The following is a 6,000-nucleotide window of genomic DNA, read 5'->3' on the forward strand; positions in this document are numbered from 1 at the left end:
AATAAGTATATCTTTACTTTGAAGGAGTACTTATGACTCAAGGAATTATTATTAAAGCGTTGAGCGGGTTCTACTATATCGAATCGGATGAAGTGATCTATCAAACACGTGCACGTGGTGTGTTTCGCAAAAGAGGTCAGTCGCCACTCGTTGGCGATATGGTGGAGTTCGAAAGTAGTAACTTGCAAGAAGGAATGCTAACGAAAATTTTACCGCGAAAAAATGCCATCGTTAGGCCACCTGTAGCCAATGTGGATGTTGGCATTATTGTGATGTCTGCGGTAGAACCAGAATTTTCAACGCATCTCGTGGATCGATTCCTCGTATACCTTGAAGGATTACATGTGCATCCAATTATCATGGTTACTAAGGCCGATTTGTTAACAGCGGAAGGATTAGAAAAGCTTGAGAACATCCGAAAAAATTATCAAAAAATCGGTTATCCTGTCTTTTTCGGACAGGAAGTGATGAAAGATAAAACTCCATTTCTGGAAGCTTTGAAAGGTCAGAAAGTGATTTTTCTTGGACAATCTGGAGTAGGGAAATCTACGCTTCTTAACGAGATGATTCCGGAATTAAACCAAGAAACAGGAGAGATTTCGAATGCGTTAGGGCGTGGGCGGCATACGACTCGTCACGTATCGCTTCATGAAATCGAAGGAGTGTGGATTGCGGATACTCCGGGATTCAGTACGGTTGATTTTATGGGGATTGAGAAGGAAGACTTACCGCATTTATTTCCTGAGTTTGTCGAAGTAGAACATGAATGTAAATTCAGAGAGTGTTCGCACCAACATGAACCAAACTGCGCCGTGATTGCAGGAGTGGAATCCGGAGACATTTGGCAAGAGCGATACGACCATTATTTGAATTTCTATGAAGAACTGGACCAAAGAAAACCAGTCTATAAACGAAAAAAATAGTCAGAGGAGACAGAACATGAAAGTAGCACCATCCATTTTAAGCGCAAATTTTGCAACATTAGGAGAAGACGTTAAGAAAGTCGAGAAATTAGGAGCAGACTGGATTCATATCGATGCGATGGATGGACAATTCGTTCCAAACCTAACATTAGGGCCAAACATCGTTGAAGGATTACGTCCAGTAACAGATTTAGTATTAGATTGCCATTTAATGGTCCAAAACCCTGAACGTTTCATTCCACAATTTGCAAAAGTAGGAGCAGACTATATCTCTGTTCACGTGGAAGCAACGCCACATATTCACCGCGCGCTTCAAGCGATTAAAGCAGAAGGTGTAAAAGCCGGTGTCGTCATCAACCCAGGAACACCAGTGAGTGCCATCTCTGTAGTCTTAAGCGAAGTAGACTTAGTATTAGTGATGACCGTAAACCCAGGATTCGGCGGCCAATCATTCATTCCAGAAACATTAGATAAAGTTCGCGAGTTAGTCGCATTACGCGAGGAAAAAGGCTACCACTATTTAATCGAAGTGGACGGCGGAGTAAACGGTGAAACAGCGAAACTTTGTGCTGCAGCAGGGGTAGACGTTGCCGTTGCCGGTTCATATGTATACTACGCAGACGATATCAAAGCTGCGATTGATTCGATTAAAGAAGCATAAGAGGGACGAAGATGGAAGTTGTAATTGTTTTGGGAGGACCAAACACCAAGGAGAACATCAAGAAGCTCTTAGAAAACCGATACGGTAAGGCCTATGAAGACTTCCGTTTTGTCGGAGTCGACGGTGGCGCTCTTCGGTTATTAGATCAGCATCTTCCCATGGAAGTAGCGATTGGGGACTTTGATTCTGTCACAAAAGAACAGCGCGACTTGATTTATGAAGCAGCAGGTACAGTTGTCCAGCTCCCTTCTGAAAAAGACGATACTGATTTTGAGGCAGCCTTGTTATGGGTGAAGGAGCATTACAAAGAGACACCGATTCATGTGCTCGGTTCTTTTGGCGGTCGAGTGGACCACGCGATTAGTACCTTATGGACGATGATGCGACCAGACTTAGCACCGCTCATTCCGTATGTGGTGTTCGAGGATGCAACGAATGTCGTGAATTTCATCCAGCCAGGCACATACACGATTGAAAAGATGGACTTTACGAAGTACCTTTCCTTTATTAGTATGACTCCTGTGGAAAATTTAACTCTACAAAATGTTAAATACACCCTTGATTCAAAAAGCTACGCGTACCCAGTAGCCCTTGTCAGCAATGAATTTACAAGTGACAAGATGAATATCTCCTTTACAAAAGGACTTATCTTAGTAGCCCAAACCCGAGATCATTGGAGATAAAATAAAACATCGCACAATTAGGATGAATTACCTACACCAAAACCAAAAAGAAAAATAATTAAATCCTTTGCTTGTAGAGCTGGGAATTTATAATTTGACGAGGAGGAAACATGAATTTTAATAGGATGATTCCTGAATTGTCAGTTTTTGATATTGAACGGACTAAAAAATTTTATAGAGAATTAGGATTTAAAATTGAATATGGACGTACTGAAGATAAATTTGTTTTCATGTCATTTCAAGATAGTCAGTTTATGTTTGAACAAATTCACGATGATGGTTGGAATATAGGTGAGTTAGTATATCCTTTAGGAAGAGGAATAAATTTTTCAATAGCCGTCGATGATATTGAAGAACTTTATCAATTAGTGAAGAGTTTGAATATAGAATTATACAGAGAACTAACTAGAAACATATATCAAGTTAATGGAATAGAAGAAATGCAAATAGAGTTTTTAATACAAGATCCAAATGGGTATTTGTTGAGATTTACAAATTAACAAATACCAGTTTCAATGGTTGCAGAGGATAAAGCAACATATAATACAAAATAGAACAAAACATCGCACTGTTTCGTGCGATGTTTTTTCACAATCTTAGTTGAAATTCCGAAATTCACTTATAAGTGAATTTCGGAATTTTTTTGTTCCCCGTTGTTTTCAATGATAGACCTTCTAGTTTCCTTATCTCCAAGACTTTTATAGCGGATAAAAATTCAAAAGGCTTATGAACTTACAAATGATGAAAATAGATTTCTTTCCTTTGAGACTGCTTCAAACTTCTATCTCATAGGCTTTTCACAAATTCCATTTTTTGAAATAAAAATCAAAAAAAGCACACCCACCTAACCCCATGAGAAGCACCACCCATGGTCCCTTAGTTTCCTGGCATTAATTTCAGGGAAAGTAGACCCTGTTTAAAGCAGATAAAAATTGAGGCGATTCCCAAGCACTTTTTATAAAGTAAGGCTTAAAACAATAGAGTATAAATCATAAAGCATGAAAAGCTGCTTGAGGAGGATAGCGGTCATTGTAATGGAGAAGTAACCAATGTGAATTACCAAGGCTTAGCGACTGGTCGCTTAGCCTTGGTTTGAAGCTTGGTAGGCAAGGAGACCTTAGGCTCCTGCCGGTACCATTACAATGATGTCCGCTATCCAAAACGTCAAGCAGCTTGGAATGCGACTAGTATTCATTAATTATTGTTTTAAGCCTTCGGCTTAATTATTTTTAGATAAACAAAAAGAGCTTAGGGATATCGCCTAAGCTCTTTTTAATAGTGCTCTGTATTAAACACGTTCTACTTTACCTGATTTTAATGCACGAGTTGAAACCCATACTTTTTTAGGTTTGCCGTCGATTAAAACACGAACTTTTTGTAAGTTTGGTTTCCAAGTACGGCGGTTAGCGTTCATAGCGTGAGAACGAGTGTTACCTGTTTCAGAACGACGTCCAGTGAAATAACATACTTTAGCCATTTTCATTCTCCTCCTTTATTTAATTCATTATCAGCTGATATAATTTTGAACTAAATCATATACTTAAATAATTTAGCATAGTTGAGGTGAGATTGCAAGTGAGTCGGTTATAGAGATTTACCCCCTTTTTAAAATTGATAAAAAACTAGGTAATCGTCTGGTAATGTGATATTATAGTATAGAAATAATGTGTCAATCTGTCTAAAAATAGGCAGAAACCTTTATACATTCAAAGGGAGGTATTCGTATGACAGTAAAAATTCAAACAGAAAATGGACAAATTGAACTCAGCAATGAAGTCATTGCAACGGTTGTAGGTGGAGCTGCAACAGACAATTATGGAGTCGTTGGGATGGCCAGTCGCAATCAAATTCGTGACAACTTAAATGATATCTTGAAGAAAGAAAGCTTTTCTCGTGGCGTAGTAATCCGTCAAGAAGATGAGGGCGTTGCGGTTGATGTTTACATTATTGTTGGATACGGTACTAAAATTTCTGCAATTTGTAGAAATGTACAAGAACAAGTGAAATACAACTTAGAAACAATGTTAGGATTCTCTGCGAACACAGTGAATGTATATGTTCAAGGAGTTAAAATCATCGAAGCGTAATGCTTGTTGATTCTAGTCAGGAGGAAGTAAGAAAAATATGGCAACTATGAAAACTATTACAGCTCAAGATTTCCGCGCAATGGTAGAAATCGGTGAAATGCGTTTATCTGAAAATGCAGAATTCGTAAACTCATTAAACGTATTCCCAGTACCAGATGGAGATACAGGAACAAACATGATGCTCTCTTTCAAATCAGGTGCGGAACGTGTTGCAAACTCTACAGCAACAACTGTAGGTGACTTAGCACAAGATTTAGCAAAAGGATTATTAATGGGAGCTCGTGGGAACTCAGGGGTTATCTTATCTCAATTATTCCGTGGATTCTCTAAAGCGGTTGTGGGGAAAGATGTCATCACTGGTGAAGAATTAGCCCAAGCATTTACAAACGGTGTGGAAACAGCGTATAAAGCCGTTATGAAACCTGTTGAAGGAACCATCCTTACTGTTGCTCGTGAATCTGCAAAACGTGGTGTTCGCAAACTAGAAACTTCAAACGATATCATCGAAGTAATGGGTTCAGTATTACGTGGAGCTGAAAAATCTTTAGCAAAAACTCCAGATTTACTACCAGTATTAAAAGAAGTAGGCGTAGTGGATTCAGGCGGTCAAGGTTTAGTATTCATTTACAACGGATTCTTCGAAGCATTAACAGGGGAAGCCGTTCCAGTTCAATCATTACAAAGCAATAAAATCGATTTAACTTCAGTGGCTCACCACGAAGCAGGCGTTGACTACGAACATGTATCAACTGGCGACATCAAATTCGGATACTGTACTGAAATCATGGTGAAAATTGGTGAAGGCGAAACCGTTGTGGATACTTTTGATTATGATACCTTCCGTAACTACTTAAATGAGCTTGGAGATTCTCTATTAGTAGTAGCAGACGATGAAATCATCAAAGTACACGTGCATACAGAGCGTCCAGGTGAAGTCATGAACTACGGACAACGCTTCGGTTCATTAATGAAAGTGAAAGTAGACAACATGCGCTTGCAACACGAAGAAGTGTTAAAAACGGACTACACTGCAAAGGTAAAAGAAGCAGCGCAAAAACAAAAAGCGGAATACGGAATCGTAGCAGTTGCTGCAGGTGAAGGTGTTCAAGAATTATTCAAGAGCATGGGTGTAACGACAATCATCAACGGTGGTCAAACAATGAACCCAAGCACGGAAGATATTCTTCAAGCCGTAAAAGAAGCGCATGCTGAAAAAGTCATCGTATTACCAAACAACAAAAACATTCAAATGGCTGCAAACCAAGCGGCTGAAGTATCAGAAGATGCTGCAGTTGCCGTTGTTGCAACTCGTACGATTTCAGAAGGGTTAGCTTCATTATTAGCGTTTAATCCAGAAGCAAGCTTAGAGGATAACCAAGCTGCAATGAGCGAACAAATGACTCTTGTATCAAGTGGTCAAATCACAAATGCTGTTCGCGATACAAACATTGATGGCGTTGAAATTAAAAAAGACGACTTCATGGGGATTGTAGATGGGAAGATTTTAGTAAGTATTGCAAACCGTAAGGAAGCAACTCTTGCGACAATCGATAAGATGATCGACGAAGATTCAGAGATCCTAACAATCATCTATGGTGAAGACGCAGACGCAAGCGAAGTGGAAGAAATCACTGAAGCTGTAGAAG

At 39.3% G+C, this 6,000-nt stretch carries 7 protein-coding genes; 6 read left to right on the plus strand and 1 reads right to left on the minus strand.

The window, feature by feature from the left end; all coding sequences use genetic code 11:
- Window positions 1-32: 32 nt before the first annotated feature.
- The 4 genes from rsgA (at window position 33) to ACO5V7_RS07440 (ending at window position 2,767) form a co-directional block, all read left to right on the plus strand.
- Window positions 33-923, plus strand: a complete 891-nt coding sequence (rsgA, locus tag ACO5V7_RS07425; protein WP_485485665.1) for a ribosome small subunit-dependent GTPase A — start codon at window positions 33-35, stop codon at window positions 921-923.
- Between the two features lie 16 nt (window positions 924-939).
- On the plus strand, window positions 940-1,584 hold the full coding sequence (gene rpe, locus ACO5V7_RS07430; RefSeq protein WP_485485666.1) for a ribulose-phosphate 3-epimerase: 645 nt from the start codon (window positions 940-942) through the stop codon (window positions 1,582-1,584).
- A gap of 11 nt (window positions 1,585-1,595) precedes the next feature.
- Window positions 1,596-2,267 carry a thiamine diphosphokinase gene (locus tag ACO5V7_RS07435; protein ID WP_485485667.1) on the plus strand — a complete coding sequence of 224 codons (672 nt, stop codon included), beginning with the start codon at window positions 1,596-1,598 and terminating at the stop codon, window positions 2,265-2,267.
- A 110-nt stretch (window positions 2,268-2,377) separates the two neighbouring features.
- Window positions 2,378-2,767, plus strand: coding sequence for a bleomycin resistance protein (locus tag ACO5V7_RS07440; RefSeq protein WP_485485668.1), 390 nt, complete (start codon window positions 2,378-2,380; stop codon window positions 2,765-2,767).
- A gap of 788 nt (window positions 2,768-3,555) precedes the next feature.
- Here ACO5V7_RS07440 and rpmB read toward each other — a convergent pair.
- The gene (gene rpmB / locus ACO5V7_RS07445) at window positions 3,556-3,744 is read right to left on the minus strand and encodes a 50S ribosomal protein L28 (protein ID WP_006703478.1); all 189 of its coding nucleotides are present in this window, start codon (window positions 3,742-3,744) and stop codon (window positions 3,556-3,558) included.
- A 247-nt stretch (window positions 3,745-3,991) separates the two neighbouring features.
- Between rpmB and ACO5V7_RS07450 the strand changes: the two genes are divergently transcribed.
- Both ACO5V7_RS07450 and ACO5V7_RS07455 read left to right on the plus strand, forming a co-directional pair.
- Entirely contained in the window at window positions 3,992-4,354 is a 363-nt protein-coding gene (locus tag ACO5V7_RS07450; protein WP_204703817.1) for an Asp23/Gls24 family envelope stress response protein, read from the plus strand.
- Between the two features lie 37 nt (window positions 4,355-4,391).
- Window positions 4,392-6,000, plus strand: a 1,609-nt coding sequence (locus ACO5V7_RS07455) for a DAK2 domain-containing protein (protein WP_485485669.1), incomplete at its 3' end; no start/stop codon positions are given.

This window comes from Granulicatella sp., assembly GCF_057274575.1.

Excerpts from the sequence above, each read along its gene's own strand:
- rsgA (WP_485485665.1), top strand. The coding sequence starts at position 33 with ATGACTCAAGGAATTATTATTAAAGCGTTGAGCGGGTTCTACTATATC.
- rpe (WP_485485666.1), top strand. The coding sequence starts at position 940 with ATGAAAGTAGCACCATCCATTTTAAGCGCAAATTTTGCAACATTAGGA.
- ACO5V7_RS07435 (WP_485485667.1), top strand. The coding sequence starts at position 1,596 with ATGGAAGTTGTAATTGTTTTGGGAGGACCAAACACCAAGGAGAACATC.
- ACO5V7_RS07440 (WP_485485668.1), top strand. The coding sequence starts at position 2,378 with ATGAATTTTAATAGGATGATTCCTGAATTGTCAGTTTTTGATATTGAA.
- rpmB (WP_006703478.1), bottom strand. The coding sequence starts at position 3,744 with ATGGCTAAAGTATGTTATTTCACTGGACGTCGTTCTGAAACAGGTAAC.
- ACO5V7_RS07450 (WP_204703817.1), top strand. The coding sequence starts at position 3,992 with ATGACAGTAAAAATTCAAACAGAAAATGGACAAATTGAACTCAGCAAT.